General features: G+C 52.8%; 14 protein-coding genes. 9 read left to right on the top strand and 5 right to left on the bottom strand.

The genetic code is table 11. The annotated features are described in order from the left end of the window. Positions 1 to 118 precede the first annotated feature (118 nt). Positions 119 to 2,344 (top strand): mechanosensitive channel protein, encoded by a 2,226-nt coding sequence (gene ybiO / locus AACU94_RS12590; RefSeq protein WP_021578425.1) that lies wholly within the window; start codon positions 119 to 121, stop codon positions 2,342 to 2,344. On the opposite strand, the gene rlmF is transcribed toward ybiO, so the two are convergent. After that, positions 2,341 to 3,267 (bottom strand): 23S rRNA (adenine(1618)-N(6))-methyltransferase RlmF, encoded by a 927-nt coding sequence (rlmF, locus tag AACU94_RS12595; protein ID WP_001275941.1) that lies wholly within the window; start codon positions 3,265 to 3,267, stop codon positions 2,341 to 2,343. The two genes, ybiO and rlmF, sit on opposite strands and share 4 nt — an antisense overlap. Before the next feature lie 275 nt (positions 3,268 to 3,542). Between rlmF and mcbA the strand changes: the two genes are divergently transcribed. From mcbA to ybiJ, 6 genes are all read left to right on the top strand, one after another. Beyond that, positions 3,543 to 3,803: a DUF1471 family periplasmic protein McbA gene (mcbA, locus tag AACU94_RS12600; protein ID WP_010347475.1), complete on the top strand. Its 261-nt coding sequence runs from the start codon at positions 3,543 to 3,545 to the stop codon at positions 3,801 to 3,803. Positions 3,804 to 4,067: 264 nt separating this feature from the next. Continuing rightward, positions 4,068 to 6,350: a catecholate siderophore receptor Fiu gene (locus AACU94_RS12605; RefSeq protein WP_135489529.1), complete on the top strand. Its 2,283-nt coding sequence runs from the start codon at positions 4,068 to 4,070 to the stop codon at positions 6,348 to 6,350. A 55-nt stretch (positions 6,351 to 6,405) separates the two neighbouring features. Next, positions 6,406 to 6,723, top strand: coding sequence for a hypothetical protein (locus tag AACU94_RS12610; RefSeq protein WP_135489530.1), 318 nt, complete (start codon positions 6,406 to 6,408; stop codon positions 6,721 to 6,723). A 48-nt stretch (positions 6,724 to 6,771) separates the two neighbouring features. Then, positions 6,772 to 7,449, top strand: a complete 678-nt coding sequence (gene ybiX / locus AACU94_RS12615) for a PKHD-type hydroxylase YbiX (RefSeq protein WP_130214869.1) — start codon at positions 6,772 to 6,774, stop codon at positions 7,447 to 7,449. 73 nt (positions 7,450 to 7,522) lie between these two features. Beyond that, positions 7,523 to 7,789 carry a C4-type zinc finger protein YbiI gene (ybiI, locus tag AACU94_RS12620; protein ID WP_130214871.1) on the top strand — a complete coding sequence of 89 codons (267 nt, stop codon included), beginning with the start codon at positions 7,523 to 7,525 and terminating at the stop codon, positions 7,787 to 7,789. Between the two features lie 264 nt (positions 7,790 to 8,053). Continuing rightward, the gene (gene ybiJ / locus AACU94_RS12625; RefSeq protein ID WP_000849307.1) at positions 8,054 to 8,314 is read left to right on the top strand and encodes a DUF1471 family protein YbiJ; all 261 of its coding nucleotides are present in this window, start codon (positions 8,054 to 8,056) and stop codon (positions 8,312 to 8,314) included. A gap of 228 nt (positions 8,315 to 8,542) precedes the next feature. Here the strand turns inward: ybiJ and hcxB are convergent, their stop codons facing one another. The 3 genes from hcxB to dinG form a co-directional block, all read right to left on the bottom strand. Then, positions 8,543 to 9,628 (bottom strand): hydroxycarboxylate dehydrogenase HcXB, encoded by a 1,086-nt coding sequence (gene hcxB, locus AACU94_RS12630; protein ID WP_135489531.1) that lies wholly within the window; start codon positions 9,626 to 9,628, stop codon positions 8,543 to 8,545. Positions 9,629 to 9,768: 140 nt separating this feature from the next. Next, positions 9,769 to 10,731 carry a DNA-binding protein YbiB gene (gene ybiB / locus AACU94_RS12635; protein WP_135489532.1) on the bottom strand — a complete coding sequence of 321 codons (963 nt, stop codon included), beginning with the start codon at positions 10,729 to 10,731 and terminating at the stop codon, positions 9,769 to 9,771. A 27-nt stretch (positions 10,732 to 10,758) separates the two neighbouring features. Next, a complete protein-coding gene (gene dinG / locus AACU94_RS12640) occupies positions 10,759 to 12,909 on the bottom strand; it encodes an ATP-dependent DNA helicase DinG (RefSeq protein WP_135489533.1) in 2,151 nt (716 codons plus the stop codon). 119 nt (positions 12,910 to 13,028) lie between these two features. Here dinG and ybiA point away from each other — a divergent pair, with 119 nt between their 5' ends. Further along, positions 13,029 to 13,511, top strand: coding sequence for an N-glycosidase YbiA (gene ybiA / locus AACU94_RS12645; protein ID WP_130222203.1), 483 nt, complete (start codon positions 13,029 to 13,031; stop codon positions 13,509 to 13,511). 232 nt (positions 13,512 to 13,743) lie between these two features. On the opposite strand, the gene rhlE is transcribed toward ybiA, so the two are convergent. Continuing rightward, complete coding sequence (gene rhlE, locus AACU94_RS12650) at positions 13,744 to 15,108, bottom strand: ATP-dependent RNA helicase RhlE (RefSeq protein WP_135489534.1); 1,365 nt, start codon at positions 15,106 to 15,108, stop codon at positions 13,744 to 13,746. A 228-nt stretch (positions 15,109 to 15,336) separates the two neighbouring features. On the opposite strand from rhlE, the gene cecR reads away from it, so the two are divergent. Further along, complete coding sequence (gene cecR, locus AACU94_RS12655; RefSeq protein WP_024191852.1) at positions 15,337 to 16,008, top strand: DNA-binding transcriptional regulator CecR; 672 nt, start codon at positions 15,337 to 15,339, stop codon at positions 16,006 to 16,008. Positions 16,009 to 16,010 lie beyond the last annotated feature (2 nt).

Consider the following 16,010-nt stretch of genomic DNA (forward strand, 5'->3'; position numbering starts at 1 on the left):
AATATCCCTTCCTCCCTTTCACCCGAAAGGGAGGCACACCAGATTCCTCTCATTTAAAATCGCCCCTCCCCCAGCATCTATACTTATCTTTTTGCTCTGTTTTCTCACTGGAGGAGTCATGCGGTGGATCCTGTTCATCCTCTTCTGCCTACTGGGCGCACCTGCCCACGCGGTATCCATACCCGGCGTTACAACCACAACGACAACGGACTCAACGACTGAACCGGCCCCGGAACCGGATATCGAACAAAAAAAAGCGGCCTATGGCGCACTGGCGGATGTGCTGGATAATGACACCTCGCGTAAAGAGTTGATCGACCAGTTGCGCACCGTCGCCGCGACGCCCCCTGCGGAACCGGTCCCGAAGATCGTGCCGCCGACGCTGGTTGAAGAGCAAACCGTGCTGCAAAAGGTCACCGAAGTCAGCCGCCATTATGGTGAAGCCCTTTCCGCCCGCTTCGGGCAACTTTATCGCAATATCACCGGCTCCCCGCATAAGCCGTTTAATCCACAAACCTTCAGCAATGCGCTGAGCCATTTTTCAATGTTAGCGGTATTAGTGTTTGGTTTTTACTGGCTGATTCGTCTGTGCGCACTGCCGCTGTATCGCAAAATGGGTCAGTGGGCGCGGCAAAAAAATCGTGAGCGCAGCAACTGGTTGCAGCTTCCGGCGATGATTATCGGGGCGTTTATTATCGACCTGCTGTTACTGGCACTGACATTATTTGTCGGCCAGGTATTAAGCGACAACCTGAATGCGGGCAGTCGCACCATCGCTTTCCAACAAAGTTTGTTTCTCAACGCCTTTGCCCTGATTGAATTTTTCAAAGCTGTACTACGCCTGATTTTTTGCCCAAACGTGGCGGAGCTGCGCCCGTTCACGATTCAGGACGAGAGCGCCCGTTACTGGAGCCGTCGCCTGAGCTGGTTAAGCAGCCTGATTGGCTATGGCCTGATTGTGGCCGTGCCGATTATCTCTAATCAGGTGAATGTACAGATAGGTGCGCTGGCGAACGTCATCATTATGCTGTGCATGACCGTCTGGGCGTTGTACCTGATCTTTCGTAATAAAAAAGAGATTACCCAACATTTGCTCAACTTTGCGGAGCATTCGCTGGCCTTTTTCAGCCTGTTTATCCGCGCCTTTGCGCTGGTGTGGCACTGGCTGGCAAGCGCCTATTTTATCGTGCTGTTTTTCTTTTCGTTGTTCGATCCAGGCAACAGCCTGAAATTTATGATGGGTGCAACGGTGCGCAGCCTGGCGATTATTGGTATCGCAGCGTTTGTTTCCGGTATGTTTTCCCGCTGGCTGGCGAAAACCATCACCCTCTCGCCACATACTCAGCGTAACTATCCGGAGCTGCAAAAACGGCTGAATGGCTGGCTTTCGGCGGCACTGAAAACGGCGCGTATTCTGACAGTCTGCGTGGCGGTAATGTTGCTGTTGAGCGCATGGGGATTGTTCGATTTCTGGAACTGGCTGCAAAACGGCGCGGGGCAGAAAACCGTAGATATCCTGATCCGTATCGCACTCATTCTTTTCTTCTCGGCGGTTGGCTGGACGGTGCTCGCCAGTTTGATCGAAAACCGGCTGGCTTCGGATATTCATGGCCGCCCGCTACCCAGCGCCCGCACGCGTACCCTGCTGACGCTGTTTCGTAACGCGCTGGCGGTGATTATCAGTACCATCACCATCATGATTGTGTTGTCGGAAATCGGCGTCAATATCGCGCCATTGCTGGCAGGTGCCGGGGCATTAGGTCTGGCTATCTCGTTTGGTTCGCAAACGCTGGTAAAAGATATTATCACCGGGGTATTTATTCAGTTTGAAAACGGCATGAACACCGGGGATTTAGTGACCATCGGACCGTTGACCGGCACAGTGGAACGGATGTCGATTCGCTCCGTGGGCGTGCGCCAGGATACCGGGGCGTATCACATCATTCCGTGGTCTTCGATTACCACTTTTGCTAACTTCGTCCGCGGCATTGGTTCGGTGGTGGCAAATTACGATGTTGATCGCCATGAAGATGCTGATAAAGCCAATCAGGCACTGAAAGATGCGGTAGCGGAATTGATGGAAAACGAAGAAATTCGCGGGCTGATTATTGGTGAGCCGAACTTTGCCGGGATTGTCGGCTTAAGCAATACCGCGTTTACACTGCGTGTGTCGTTCACCACGCTGCCACTCAAACAGTGGACGGTACGCTTTGCCCTCGACAGCCAGGTGAAAAAGCATTTCGACCTGGCGGGTGTTCGCGCGCCAGTGCAGACTTATCAGGTGCTGCCGGCTCCGGGCGCGGCCCCGGCAGAACCGCTGCCACCGGGGGAGCCAACGCTTTAACGCTGGCGATTGACAAAACGGCGACGCTGCTCGTCGTTCATAAAGGTCCAGGCAATAAAGCGACTCTGCTTTTGCCCCTGGGCCATCTCTTTTTTGACCACTTTCACCGCGCCAACATCCGTCAGAGCACGATACAACGGCGGTAAGTTTTCACCACGAGATACCAGCGAGGTAAACCACATCACCTGCTTCGCGAAGCCTTTGCTCTCTTCAATCATCTTTTTGATAAAGGCGACTTCACCGCCTTCACACCACAACTCCTGTTGCTGACCACCAAAGTTCAGTGCATCGTCTTTGTTCAGCCCAAGGTTACGGCGTTTACGCTCACTACCTGCCCGTGCCGCAGCGGCGGAATCGTGGAATGGCGGGTTACACAAGGTCGCGTCGTATTGCTCGTTTTTATGGATGATGCCGTTAAAAATCGCCCCACTCTCTTTTTGTCGACGCAGACGAATAGCGCGGTTAAGCCCTGGATTAGCACTGATGATCGCCTGCGCACTGCTTAACGCCTGGCTGCTGGTTTCGCTGCCGGTAAAACGCCAGCCATATTCATGTACGCCAATCAGCGGGTAAATACAGTTCGCACCAACGCCGATATCCAGAATGCTGGCATTAGCTGGAATTGTTCCGCTTGCTTCTGCCAGTAAATCGGCAAGGTGATGAATATAATCCGCCCGGCCCGGTACTGGCGGGCAGAGAAAACCGTCCGGAATATCCCAGTTCGCTACGGCGTAAAAATGGGCCAGCAACGCCTTATTGAGCGCCTTCACCGCCAGCGGATTGGCAAAGTCTACGCTTTGCTCCCCGGCGGGTGTAAGCGTGAGGAATTGCCTGAGTTCAGGATTCACCTGACAAAGCGTGGCGAGATCGTAGCGGCTGTGATGACGGTTGCGCGGATGCAACCCCGGTTTCTGGGCGGACATAGCATTCTCCTTTAAGCAGCGGCGTAAGATACCCGCATAACGCGACAGGGTAAATATCTGGCTGCGTTTATCGTTTCGAAAGACCTTAACATGACTATGGCTTATAGCAATTCACCATAAAAATCAGCATCATGCATGTCATTGATTTGTCTTGTTTTGTAAAAATATATCGTTCAAAAAATAAGCACATCTCTGTCAATTTTTTGCGTCATTTGCATCGCACGGGCGACCTACACTTATCAGGCACTACTCGTTGTATTTCTGAGGATGTCATTATGAAAAAGTGCCTCGCACTACTGATTGCCACCGTCCTGAGCGGAATCACCTTCACGGCTTATGCCGCGCAGCCTCTGAGTAACCAGGACAGCGGTCAGCTACGGCCCGCCGGTACCGTTTCGGCAACTGGCGCATCAAACCTAAGCGATCTGGAGGATAAACTGGCAGAAAAAGCGCGCGAACAAGGCGCGAAAGGTTATGTCATTAATTCCGCAGGCGGAAATGACCAGATGTTCGGTACTGCAACCATCTACAAATAACCCCACCAACGTAACTGCATTCGCCTCTGGATGCAGTTTTCGCCTGTTTTGTAATCAAAAAACATCAAATATGAACGCAATGTAAATAAATGTATTTCTTTTTCGCGCAATGGGTGATAGAAAATCGCGCTAAGTGATAATGCTTATCAAAATTATTATCACTTTCACGAACACTATTACGGGATTAACAGTGGCATCGCATCCGCAGAGATGCTTTCTCGTGACAGTGAAAACTTAAACATATAAGAAAAAGTCACCTGCTAAATGGAAAACAATCGCAATTTCCCTGCCAGACAATTTCATTCGCTCACGTTCTTTGCCGGTCTTTGTATTGGCATCACGCCTGTGGCTCAGGCACTCGCCGCCGAAGGGCAAACTAACGCGGATGACACGCTGGTTGTCGAAGCCTCAACGCCTTCGCTTTATGCGCCACAACAATCTGCCGATCCGAAATTCTCGCGTCCGGTAGCGGATACGACCCGCACGATGACGGTGATTTCTGAACAAGTGATTAAAGATCAGGGCGCGACTAACCTTACCGACGCGCTCAAAAACGTCCCCGGCGTAGGTGCATTTTTTGCTGGTGAGAACGGTAACTCCACCACTGGCGACGCCATTTATATGCGCGGTGCCGACACCTCTAACAGTATTTATATTGATGGCATTCGCGATATCGGCAGCGTCTCGCGCGACACCTTCAATACTGAGCAGGTCGAAGTGATTAAAGGGCCGTCCGGTACCGACTACGGGCGCAGCGCGCCGACGGGCTCGATCAATATGATCAGCAAGCAGCCGCGCAATGATTCCGGCATTGACGCCTCCGCCAGTATTGGCAGCGCCTGGTTCCGCCGCGGCACGCTGGACGTCAATCAGGTGATTGGCGATACCTCCGCGGTACGTCTGAATGTGATGGGCGAAAAAACGCACGATGCCGGACGCGACAAAGTCAAAAATGAGCGTTACGGCGTCGCCCCTTCCGTGGCATTTGGTCTTGGTACATCGAATCGTTTGTATCTCAACTATTTACACGTTACCCAGCACAATACGCCAGACGGAGGCATTCCGACCATTGGTTTACCGGGCTATTCCGCACCTTCTGCGGGTACGGCGGCGCTGAATCATTCCGGAAAAGTAGATACGCATAACTTTTATGGCACGGATTCCGATTACGACGATTCGACCACCGATACCGCCACCATGCGTTTTGAGCACGACATCAACGATAACACCACCATTCGCAATACGACCCGATGGTCGCGCGTGAAGCAGGATTACCTGATGACGGCGATTATGGGCGGGGCGTCGAATATTACCCAGCCCACCAGCGATGTGAATAGTTGGACCTGGTCACGTACGGCGAACACCAAAGATGTGAGTAATAAAATTCTCACCAACCAGACCAACCTGACTACCACGTTTTATACCGGCTCTATCGGTCATGATGTTAGTACTGGCGTGGAATTTACCCGTGAAACGCAGACCAACTACGGCGTTAATCCGGTGACGTTACCGGCGGTGAATATTTATCATCCTGACAGCAGCATTCATCCCGGCGGCCTGACGCGCAACGGCGCAAACGCCAATGGTCAGACGGATACCTTCGCAATTTATGCCTTCGATACGCTGCAAATCACCCGTGATTTTGAGCTGAACGGCGGAGTTCGGCTGGATAATTATCATACTGAATACGACAGTGCTACCGCCTGCGGCGGCAGTGGACGCGGCGCAGTCACCTGCCCTGCTGGCGTGGCAAACGGTTCTCCGGTCACCACCGTCGACACTGCCAAGTCGGGCAATCTGGTCAACTGGAAAGCCGGGGCGCTGTATCACCTGACGGAAAACGGCAATGTCTATATTAACTATGCCGTTTCCCAGCAGCCGCCGGGCGGCAACAACTTCGCCCTTGCGCAGTCTGGCAGCGGTAACAGCGCCAGCCGCACCGACTTTAAACCGCAAAAAGCCAACACCAGTGAGATTGGCACCAAATGGCAGGTGCTGGATAAACGCCTGTTGCTTACCGCCGCGCTGTTCCGTACTGATATCGAAAATGAAGTTGAGCAAAACGATGACGGGACTTACTCACAATACGGTAAGAAACGCGTCGAAGGCTATGAGATATCCGTGGCCGGGAATATCACGCCCGCGTGGCAGGTGATTGGCGGATATACCCAGCAAAAAGCGACCATAAAAAATGGCGCGGACGTGGCTCAGGATGGTTCATCATCACTGCCATATACGCCGGAGCACGCCTTTACCTTATGGAGCCAATATCAGGCAACCGATGATATTTCCGTTGGCGCGGGCGCGCGTTACATCGGCAGTATGCATAAAGGTTCAGACGGCGCGGTGGGAACGCCAGCATTTACCGAAGGTTATTGGGTCGCCGATGCCAAACTGGGATATCGGGTTAATCGCAATCTCGACTTCCAGCTAAACGTCTACAACCTGTTTGATACCGATTACGTCGCCTCAATCAACAAGAGCGGCTACCGTTATCACCCGGGCGAACCAAGAACCTTCTTGCTCACCGCCAATATGCATTTCTGATTCAGATGTGGGGCGCAGGGCTCACTAATGTTGATGGCGAGAACAGGACTGCCTGATGCGCTGCGCTTATCAGGCCTACAAGGTTGTGCAATGCATTGAATTCACATCATTTGGTAGGCCAGATAAGGCGTTCACGCCGCATCCGGCATCTGAACACCGTTGCCTGATGCGCTGCGCTTATCAGGCCTACAAGGTTGTGCAACACATTGAATTCACATCATTTTGTAGGCCGGATAAGGCGTTCACGCCGCATCCGGCACCTGAGTACCATTGCCTGATGCGCTACGCTTATCAGGCCTACAAGGTTGTGCAATACATTGAATTCACATCATTTGGTAGGCCGGAAAAGGCGTTCACGCCGTATCCGGCATGACTGTTAAAAATCGGTGTGGGCGCAGGCCCCACTTTTTGGAGAACTTGTATGATGTACCACATTCCCGGCGTGTTATCGCCACAGGACGTCGCCCGGTTTCGCGAACAACTGGAACGAGCCGAATGGGTTGATGGACGCGTCACCACTGGCGCACAAGGCGCACAAGTTAAGAACAATCAGCAAGTTGATATCCGCAGCGCCCTGTACGCCGAATTGCAAAATGAGGTGCTGAACGCGGTTAACCAACATGCTTTGTTCTTTGCCGCTGCCTTGCCGCGTACCCTTTCCACGCCGCTGTTTAATCGCTACCAGAACAATGAAACCTATGGTTTTCATGTGGATGGTGCAGTACGCAGTCACCCGCAAAACGGCTGGATGCGCACTGACCTTTCTGCCACGCTTTTTTTGAGCGATCCACAAAGCTACGACGGCGGCGAACTGGTCGTTAATGACACCTTCGGACAACATCGGGTAAAACTCCCGGCAGGTGATCTGGTGTTGTACCCCTCCAGCAGCCTGCACTGCGTGACACCCGTAACCCGCGGCGTGCGAGTGGCATCATTTATGTGGATCCAGTCGATGATCCGCGATGATAAAAAGCGCGCCATGCTGTTTGAACTGGACAACAATATTCAGTCACTGAAAAGCCGCTATGGCGAAAGTGAAGAGATACTGTCGCTGCTCAATCTTTATCATAATCTGCTGCGGGAATGGTCGGAGATCTGACGCTTGAACTGCCCAGGTTCGTCCCTATATTAGCTACACTTAACTGTACAAGCATTGATATGGGGAGGACGATATGGCATCCGGTTGGGCTAGCGATGACGCCGTCAACGAACAGATCAACAGTACAATTGAAGATGCGATCGCTCGCGCTCGGGGTGAAATTCCGCGTGGCGAAAGCCTGTATGAATGTGAAGAGTGTGGCGCCCCCATCCCGCAGGCCCGTCGGGAAGCCATTCCTGGCGTGCGCTTATGCATTCATTGTCAGCAGGAGAAAGATTTACAAAAACCAGCTTATACAGGATATAATCGCAGAGGTTCGAAAGACAGCCAGTTACGTTAACTACAACTGGCGGGATGTATAGCGAGTATAATTTGTATTTTGCGTGGCATTCCGTGCCTTTAACGCTGCCGTGACTGCCACGCGATATAAAACGGGTCCATAAGTACAACAAATAAATGGTTTATCAATATGTTAGATTTCAATCAATTTATTTGAACAAGGCGGTCAATTCTCTTCGATTTTATCTCTCGTAAAAAAACGTGATACTCATCACATCGACGAAACAACGTCACTTAAACAAAAATCACCTGCGAGAGATTAATTATGAAAACTATCAATACTGTTGTTGCTGCTATGGCTCTTTCAACTCTGTCATTTGGCGTGTTTGCCGCGGAACCGGTAACGGCATCCCAGGCACAGAGCATGAACAAAATCGGCGTAGTTTCTGCCGATGGCGCATCCACCCTCGATGCCCTGGAAGCGAAACTGGCTGAGAAAGCGGCAGCTGCTGGGGCTAGTGGATACAGCATTACTTCCGCCACCAACAACAATAAATTAAGCGGAACTGCGGTTATCTATAAGTAATTCGTAAGTCGGATAAGACGTTTACACCGCATCCGACAACAGATGCCTGATGCGACGCTACCGCATCTTGTCAGGCCTACAAATTCCGAACCGTTGGTCGGATATGGCGTTAACGCTACATCCAGCAAAAGTATTTCCCTGTCTGTTTGCCAACAGACGCATATGCTCTAACCCTCATTGATCCTATGTTACCCTTGTTTGCCCGTCCGACACTGGACGGGCTTTTTTTTAGCTGGCTAACTGCTGACAGAAAGCCTGCAACGTCTCTTCCGGCATACCAACCTGTCGCGCCGCATCACAAATGGCCTGCCAGCTTCCCGCATCCAATGGGATCCCAAACTCCTGCCGTTCGCGACGCGTGTTCACTTCCCACTCACCCGGTAGCAAAATCGGCTTATCTTCATCATGCGGCGAAGCTTTCACCCACTCGGCAAAGGCTTCGGTCTGCGCGCTACAATCCGGCGCGCCGAACAGTTCCGGGTTGATGATGATAGTGGTCATGCAGTTAAGAATGGCATCGGGGCTGGTTTGCAACGTTTCCTGATGCGTCGTTTTACCGCCAGAAAGCGCCCCGCCAAGAATTTCACACATCGCCGCCAGCGCGTAGCCTTTATGTTCAGCAAAGGTCAACAACGACCCCAACGGCGACTCCTGCATGACCGCCGGATTTGTCGTCGGGACGCCGTTAACATCAATCAGGCAGCCTGGCGGCACGGGAACACCTTTATGCCAGGCGACGCGAGTTTTACCAAATGCGATGGCGCTGGTGGCGTAATCAAGCAACAGCGGGAAGTTATCTTTACGTGGAAAAATCACACAGAACGGATTGGTTCCAAAGCGGCTGTCGCGGCCGTGGAACGGTGCAACCATTGGAATACCAACCACGTTAACAAAGTGGATAGAGACAAACCCCGCCGCCGCGCACTGTTCCGCCCAATAACCGATTCGGCCGATATGATGCGAGTTATGTAGCGCCACGGCGGCAATGCCGTGCTGATGCGCTTTCTCAATCCCCAGCGCCATCGCTTCGTGTGCCGCCACCTGACCAAATGCGCGATCGCCATCAAGCGTGACCACAGCCCCCGCCTCTTTGATAATTTTGGCGTGATGGTTGATTTGCAAAGAACCCAGGCGCCAGGAATGCACATAGCTTGGGATCATGCCAATGCCATGTGAATCATGCCCAGCCAGATTTGCCGCGATTAAATGATCGGCAACTAATTTTGCTTCCTGTTCCTCGCTCCCCATCTGACGAAATACAGCCTGAATAAAACGGTGTAGCGTCTGCGCATCAAAGCGATGACCACTTTCCATGGTTAACTCCTGTTTATGTTATATGCCTGTTGCTTTTTTATGCTGCGCGCCAGACGCGGGAAGGTCAATAAAGATGCAGGAATTTCATATTGCGGTGGGGTAAAGGCCGGATGACAGTGCTCATCCGGCTGGGGGAGAACTTAAAATGATTGCTTAACGCGCGCCAGACCGTCGCTAATGGTTGCCACTTCGCCTGCCGCCAGCAGGCAGCAAGCCATCTGGATTTTCAGCGATTCGGGAATCGGTTCGTTGCCAGCCAGGCAACGTTCAATCCACTGCGCCGTAGTTTCCGGGTCTTTGGCTTGTGGCAGTAGCTCGCTGCCAGCAGTGTTCTGTTTTTCATACAGCACCCGCATCCCTTCGCGGTCGATCAGATTGATTTGCGGGCAGCGTTGCGGATTAGCATACACTTCACCTTCAGTGCCATGCATTAACAGCGCTCGTCCGCCAATATCGCTAAAGAACTTCGCGACGCGTCCGATGTATTCCGGATGCGAAACGCTGGAAAGACGCAGCGCCTCACCTTCGGCAAATGGCGTCGCCAGTTTCGCCAGGGTATGCGCACTGTTACGCACGCCCATCCGCCAGCGCATCGCCAGTTGTTTTTCCAGCGGCGGGCAAAACGCGCCCACAGGCATAAACACCAGTTGATGTTCGTCGAGCTTCGCCTGCGCCTGCCCACCGTGCAACGTTGGCGTAATACCCATCAGTTCGAAAATGGTTTCGGTCAGCACACGAGTTGGATCTTCGCTAACCCCATGAACCACCACAGGAAAACCGAGTTTGTGTAGCAGAATCGCCAACAACGGCGTCAGGTTGGCCTGTTTACGCGCGCCGTTGTAACTGGGGATGACAATCGGCATCGGCTTGCCAGCAGGCGGCGTCAGCTTGATGGTGTGATTTTGCATGGCTTCGTAAAAGCCGAGCATCTCTGCTTCCCCTTCCCCTTTGATACGCAGCGCAATCAATACGCCGCCCAACTCAAGGTCAGGGACTTCACCGTTGAGCATATGGGCATACAGACCGCGCGCAGTATCCCGGTCTAAATCGCGCGCGTGGTTTTTCCCGCGCCCGATCTCTTTAATGATTTTGCGATAGTCCATTTACGACTCCTTACCTGACTCACATCATTAACGCCGCCGACGGCGTGGGGATTTCGCTTTTTCTTTCTTTTTAACTATACCTTCAGGGACTTCCGGTTGCTCAATCGGAAATACCGGTAATGCATCCAGTAGTCGCTTGCCATAGTTTTTGGTCAGCAAGCGTTTATCGTAAATCACCACTTCCCCCCAGCAGCTGTGGCTTCGGATCAAACGCCCGACCTGCTGGATCAGGTTAAACGAGGCGCTCGGCAGGCTTTGCACCTCAAACGGATAGCGATTGAGGCTTTTCAGCCATTCTCCTTCGGTGATCACCACCGGGCTATCAATAGGTGGGAAGGCAATTTTATGGATATGCACCTGACTTAGCAGCTCGCCCTTTAAATCCAGCCCTTCGGCAAATGACTGTAAGCCCACCAGTACGCTGCGCTCACCGTTGGCGACGCGTTTGCGGTGCAGTTCCACTAAACGGTAACGCGGCTGATCGCCCTGCACCAGCAACATCAACCGTAAATCCGTCACATAGTCGAGAAAGCGCTGCATCGCACGCCCGCTGGCAAACAGTACCAACATACCGAGATGTTTTTTGCTCTCCACCTGCTCACGGAAGAACGCCGCCATTTCAGCAATGTGCTGTTCTTCGTTGTCAATGGAAGGCTCAAAGCGCATCCGGGGAATAACAATTTTGCCCTGTTCGCAGTGGTTGAAGGGGGAATCCAGCGCCACAAAGCGGTCGCCCGCTTTCTCTTTCAGCCCGCTCATCTCCTGCAAACGCGAAAAACTGTTCAGCGAACGCAAGGTTGCAGAGGTGACAATAATGTGCGGAATACTGCGCCACAGCAGCCTTTCCAGCTGATCGCTAACACGGATCCCCACGCAGTGAAACCAGAGATGCAACTGCCCGTCGCGCTCTTCCCGCGTCGCCCATTTGGTCACCGGCGCACCGGAAGATTGCGCCAGAGACGCCAGCCGCCAGAGTTTGCTTTGCGCCTCGAACATCCCCAACGCGCGGTTCATCTGCAAAATCAACCGATGCAGACGTACAATGTCATGGCTGCCGGTTTTCTCACTTAAATCGTTAAGAAATAACTCCGCCAGACCACGCAGCATCTCGGTGAGTTTTGCCAGCCGCTGGCAGATCTCCAGCACTTCATCAGGCAATTCGCCCATCGCGAAACGGTGCTCTGCCTCCTGCCCGGCAGGCATGTAGAGATTGAGAATGTTGTTTAACGAGGCGATAAGCTCATACAACTCTTCACAATGCGCATTCAAACGTTCAGGGATCGCCAGCGGTGGGATCGTCTTCGGGCGAAACTGCTCCATGCAGGTAGCGACCAGTTTGGTGAACAAGTCCAGCTGTAGCCGATACCAGGGCGCGGTGATTTCGGCGCTCATCTCCAGCGCATCCCGCGCCACGTCCGGCAGGTGATGCCCTTCATCCAGCACCAGCAGTAAATTTTTCGGGTCAGGTAATACCGCTTCGCTTTCCATCGCCGCCATTACCAGCGCATGGTTTGCCACCACCACTTCCGCTTCCTGAATCTCCCGACGGGCAACAAAAAACGGGCATTCGCGATAGTAGTAACAGTTGCGGTTGAGGCAACTGGCTTTGTCGGTACTCAAACGACGCCAGAGATCGTCATCTATAGCGATATCAGTATGGTCGCGCAGACCATCCCATTTATAAGTGTCGAGATCGCCCTTCAGCTTCGCACAACATTTTTGTTCTTCCTGATTGTTCGGCGTCAGTTCGTCGTCAAGAAACGCCAGCAGATCCTGTTGCGTGGGTTCAGTGCTGGCGAGCGCCGTCAGATTACGCGGGCAAACGTAGCGCCCACGCCCAAAAGCGGCAGTGAATTTAAGATCGGGAATGATCTTTTTCAGCAGCGGTAAATCTTTGCTGTAGATCTGATCCTGCAACGCCACGTTGGCGGTACTCACCACCAGCGTTTTTTGCTCTTCGCGGGCAATGGCGATGCCGGGGATCAAATAGGAGAGCGTTTTCCCAACGCCGGTGGGGGCTTCAATCGCCAGATGCCGCCCTTCTTCTCCGGCCAGCGTTTTGGCGACGTCCGCAATCATCTGCCGCTGCGGCGCACGGGGAATAAAGTCGGGGATCTGTTCCTGAAGCGCCTTATACCAGGCGGCAATTTGCGCTTTAAGCGCGGCGGTTAATGCCATGAGAAAACCTGAAATACTGTATAAACAGCCAATATTGTGGCATTTTTCGGTTTTCAGGGGTAATGGTTTTTCTGTTTCTGGAAAGCGGCTCGCAATAACCACCAACATAATGCGGTTTAATGCCCGTTCGAACACAAAGGATCCAACACGTCATGCAAGACACCACCATAAATTTCTACAGCACCGGCGATGACTACGGTGATTTTTCTAACTTTGCCGCTTGGCCCATTAAGGTTGACGGGAAAACCTGGCCCACCTCAGAACACTATTTCCAGGCACAAAAATTCCTTGATGAAAAATACCGCGAAGAGATCCGTCGGGTTTCTTCCCCCATGGTCGCCGCACGCATGGGTCGCGATCGTTCTAAGCCTCTGCGTAAAAACTGGGAGTCGGTCAAAGAACAGGTGATGCGTAAAGCACTTCGCGCTAAATTCGAACAGCATGCAGAACTGCGCGCGCTCTTACTGGCAACAGCGTCCGCAAAACTGGTTGAGCATACGGGAAATGATGCTTACTGGGGAGACGGTGGTAATGGTAAGGGCAAGAATCGACTGGGCTACCTTTTAATGGAGTTGCGCGAACAATTGGCTATAGAGAAGTAACGTCTCGGGTGGCTTATGAGCGGTAAAACAGAGAAATCTTTTTCCGCGTTCTCAAATTGCTGACAAGTGCTTGTTGTGAAATGCCGGATGCGGCGCAAGCGCCTTATCCGGCCTACAAAAGCATGCAAATTCAATATATTGCAGAGTTCACGTAGGCCTGATAAGCGTAGCGCATCAGGCAGTTTTGCGTTTGTCATCAGCCTGATGCCGGGCATAGCCCGGCATCAAAAGATTACTGCGCAGCGGCAGGTTTACGCGGACGGCGACGACGTTGTTGCTCGCCTGCCGGTTTGGCATCGCCGAGGCGACGAGAGGGTTTTTCTGCGGGCTTCGCATTACCAGACTTCGCACCACCTTCAGCGCGGCGAGGTTGCTGTTGACTGCGACCACCACTCAGCCCACGACCGCCGCCGCCACGTTGCTGGCGACCATTCTGGATCGGTTCCGCTTTGATTGACGGGTCCGGCTCATAGCCCGGAATCGCAATGCGCGGGATCTCTTTTTTCAGCAGTTTTTCGATATCACGCAGCAGTTTGTGTTCATCAACACACACCAACGACAACGCTTCACCGGTAGCAGCCGCGCGACCGGTACGCCCGATACGGTGGACATAATCTTCCGGTACGTTTGGCAGTTCATAGTTGACGACGTGCGGCAACTCTTCGATATCCAGACCGCGCGCAGCGATGTCGGTCGCCACCAGTACGCGAATGTCACCCGATTTAAAATCAGCCAGCGCACGGGTACGCGCACCTTGCGATTTATTCCCGTGGATCGCCGCGCTGCGGATGCCATCTTTATTGAGCTGCTCAGCCAGATGGTTAGCGCCATGTTTGGTACGAGTAAACACCAGCACCTGCTGCCAGTTCCCTTTCCCAATCATGTGCGACAGCAATTCGCGTTTGCGTTTCTTATCAACAAAGTGAACGTGCTGGGTCACCTGATCAGACGCGGTATTGCGGCGTGCCACTTCGATTTCCAGCGGGTTGTGCAACAGTTTTTCCGCCAGGGCTTTAATATCGTCAGAGAAGGTCGCGGAAAACAACAGGTTCTGGCGCTTCGCTGGCAGTTTTGTCAACACGCGACGGATATCGTGGATAAAGCCCATGTCGAGCATGCGGTCAGCTTCATCGAGGACGAGGATTTCTATCTGATCCAGCTTCACTGCATTCTGATGTTCCAGGTCCAGCAAACGCCCCGGCGTTGCCACCAGAACATCAACGCCGCCACGCAGTTTCATCATCTGCGGGTTAATGCTGACGCCACCAAACACCACCAGCGAACGAATGTTCAGGTATTTGCTGTAATCACGGACGTTTTCGCCAATCTGCGCCGCCAGTTCACGGGTCGGGGTAAGGATCAGCGCACGAACCGGACGACGCCCTTTGGCGTGCGGCTCGCGGGAAATCAAGTGTTGTAGTAGCGGCAACGTAAAGCCCGCTGTTTTGCCGGTACCGGTCTGGGCACTGGCCATCAGGTCGCGGCCTTCCAGCACCGCAGGGATCGCCTGCTGCTGAATAGGGGTGGGTTCACGGTAACCTTGCTCGGCAACGGCGCGCAGGATATCAGGGCTTAAACCCAAAGAATCGAAAGACATAACTACTCCGAACCGCCCCGACCGTTACCGGTGTAGTTTTCAGGGAGATACTGAAAAGGAAAATGACAAAAACCACAATGTCATGAGGGAGCGGAGTGTAGCAGTTTTTGTGACACAGCGCATAAATTATCCCTGTGACTGGCGTTGCTAAAATTTCTGGCCATACTGGACAACGCTAAAAATGAGTCATAATCTTAATCAATCATTTGATTAAGAATGGGCTGTGCTATGAATAGTCCTGCCATGACAACCAAAGGTGAACAGGCGAAAAAACAGCTGATTGCTGCGGCACTGGCACAGTTTGGTGAGTATGGAATGAACGCCACCACCCGCGATATCGCCGCCCAGGCCGGGCAGAATATCGCTGCCATTACCTATTACTTCGGTTCGAAAGAAGATTTGTACCTCGCCTGCGCCCAGTGGATTGCCGATTTTATTGGCGAGCAGTTCCGTCCGCACGCCGAGGAAGCCGAACGCTTGTTCGCACAACCACAGCCGGATCGCGCCGCTATCCGCGAACTGATCCTTCGCGCCTGCAGGAACATGATCCAACTGCTCACCCAGGATGACACCGTCAACCTCAGCAAGTTTATCTCCCGTGAACAGCTCTCTCCCACGGCGGCCTACCATCTGGTGCATGAACAGGTGATTAGCCCGCTACACAGCCACCTGACACGCCTGATTGCCGCCTGGACCGGCTGCGACGCCAACGATACCCGCATGATCCTCCATACCCATGCGCTGATTGGCGAGATTCTGGCGTTTCGTCTCGGCAAAGAAACGATTCTGTTACGTACCGGCTGGACTGCGTTCGATGAAGAAAAGACCGAACTGATTAACCAGACGGTAACCTGTCATATCGACCTGATTTTGCAAGGATTATCGCAAAGGAGTTTGTAGTG

Origin of the sequence: Escherichia sp. E4702 (genome assembly GCF_963883545.1) — a bacterium.
In the GTDB taxonomy this organism is placed as follows: domain Bacteria; phylum Pseudomonadota; class Gammaproteobacteria; order Enterobacterales; family Enterobacteriaceae; genus Escherichia.

Excerpts from the sequence above, each read along its gene's own strand:
- ybiO (WP_021578425.1), top strand. The coding sequence starts at position 119 with ATGCGGTGGATCCTGTTCATCCTCTTCTGCCTACTGGGCGCACCTGCC.
- rlmF (WP_001275941.1), bottom strand. The coding sequence starts at position 3,267 with ATGTCCGCCCAGAAACCGGGGTTGCATCCGCGCAACCGTCATCACAGC.
- mcbA (WP_010347475.1), top strand. The coding sequence starts at position 3,543 with ATGAAAAAGTGCCTCGCACTACTGATTGCCACCGTCCTGAGCGGAATC.
- AACU94_RS12605 (WP_135489529.1), top strand. The coding sequence starts at position 4,068 with ATGGAAAACAATCGCAATTTCCCTGCCAGACAATTTCATTCGCTCACG.
- AACU94_RS12610 (WP_135489530.1), top strand. The coding sequence starts at position 6,406 with ATGCGCTGCGCTTATCAGGCCTACAAGGTTGTGCAATGCATTGAATTC.
- ybiX (WP_130214869.1), top strand. The coding sequence starts at position 6,772 with ATGATGTACCACATTCCCGGCGTGTTATCGCCACAGGACGTCGCCCGG.
- ybiI (WP_130214871.1), top strand. The coding sequence starts at position 7,523 with ATGGCATCCGGTTGGGCTAGCGATGACGCCGTCAACGAACAGATCAAC.
- ybiJ (WP_000849307.1), top strand. The coding sequence starts at position 8,054 with ATGAAAACTATCAATACTGTTGTTGCTGCTATGGCTCTTTCAACTCTG.
- hcxB (WP_135489531.1), bottom strand. The coding sequence starts at position 9,628 with ATGGAAAGTGGTCATCGCTTTGATGCGCAGACGCTACACCGTTTTATT.
- ybiB (WP_135489532.1), bottom strand. The coding sequence starts at position 10,731 with ATGGACTATCGCAAAATCATTAAAGAGATCGGGCGCGGGAAAAACCAC.
- dinG (WP_135489533.1), bottom strand. The coding sequence starts at position 12,909 with ATGGCATTAACCGCCGCGCTTAAAGCGCAAATTGCCGCCTGGTATAAG.
- ybiA (WP_130222203.1), top strand. The coding sequence starts at position 13,029 with ATGCCCGTTCGAACACAAAGGATCCAACACGTCATGCAAGACACCACC.
- rhlE (WP_135489534.1), bottom strand. The coding sequence starts at position 15,108 with ATGTCTTTCGATTCTTTGGGTTTAAGCCCTGATATCCTGCGCGCCGTT.
- cecR (WP_024191852.1), top strand. The coding sequence starts at position 15,337 with ATGAATAGTCCTGCCATGACAACCAAAGGTGAACAGGCGAAAAAACAG.